At 78.6% G+C, this 1,062-nt stretch carries 1 protein-coding gene; it reads right to left on the reverse strand.

Annotated elements, in window-relative coordinates:
• Nucleotides 1-987, reverse strand: a 987-nt coding sequence (dprA, locus tag JZ5iCDA_RS17655; protein WP_069388253.1) for a DNA-processing protein DprA, incomplete at its 3' end; no start/stop codon positions are given.
• Nucleotides 988-1,062: the final 75 nt, after the last annotated feature.

Below are 1,062 nucleotides of genomic sequence, written 5' to 3' on the forward strand. Positions count from 1 at the left end.
CCAACCGCCGGGCGTGCGCTCGGCGAGACCCGTGAGCTCCAGCCGCCCGAGCGCGCCGAGCGTCTCGGCGACCGCGAGCCCGGCAGCGCGGGCGACCGACTCGACGGGGCGCCCGCTGCGCAGCGGCAGGGCGTCCCAGACGCGGGTCTCCAGGTCGTCGAGCCCGTCCTGGGGCGCGTGACGGTCCTGCCCCGTCGACGGCGCGGAAGGCGTCGCGTCGCGGCCGATCTCGCCGGCCAGCTCGGCGACCTCCGCCGCGTCCGTCACGCAGACGGCGGCGCCGTCGCGCAGGAGCCGGTGGCAGCCCGACGACGCCATCGACGTGACCGGACCGGGCACGACACCGACCGGGCGGGACAGCTCCGCCGCCCGCGAGGCGGTGCTGAGGGAGCCGGACCGCCACGCCGCCTCGACGACGACCGTCGCCCCGGCGAACGCCGCGATGAGCCGGTTGCGCAGCAGGAACCGCACACGGCTCGGCACCGATCCCGGCGGCACCTCGGACACGACCGCCCCACCGGACGCGGCGACGGACCGCAGCAGGTCGACGTTGCCCGCGGGGTACAGCCGGTCCACGCCGCCCGCGAGGAAGGCGACCGTGACGCCGTCGGCGGCGAGCGCGCCGCGGTGCGCCATCGCGTCGATCCCGTAGGCGCCGCCCGACACCACCGTGAAGCCGTGACCCACGAGGCCGGTCGCGAGCTCGCCGGTGACGTGGCGTCCGTAGTCGGTGCACGCGCGGGCGCCCACCACGGCGACCGACCGCCGTGAGGCAGCAGCGAGGTCCGGTGCGCCACGGACCCACAGCCCGAACGGCGCCGCGGCACCGAGGTCGTCCACCGCCGTCGGCCAGCGGTGGTCTCCCGGGACGAGGAACGTGCCCCCGAGCCGGTCGAGCACGTGCAGCTCGCGGCGCGGGTCGAGCCCGTCGAGGCGCGGCGCCCAGCGGCCCAGCGCGCGCAGGAGCCGGGGCACCGGACCGATCACAGGGAGCTCCGCCGGGGCGTCCCGGTCCTGCGGCGCGACGACGCCGGCGGTCCCGCGGGGCGCGGCAGGTCGGGC

It is taken from the genome of Cellulosimicrobium cellulans, assembly GCF_001722485.1.
GTDB lineage: Bacteria > Actinomycetota > Actinomycetes > Actinomycetales > Cellulomonadaceae > Cellulosimicrobium > Cellulosimicrobium cellulans_A.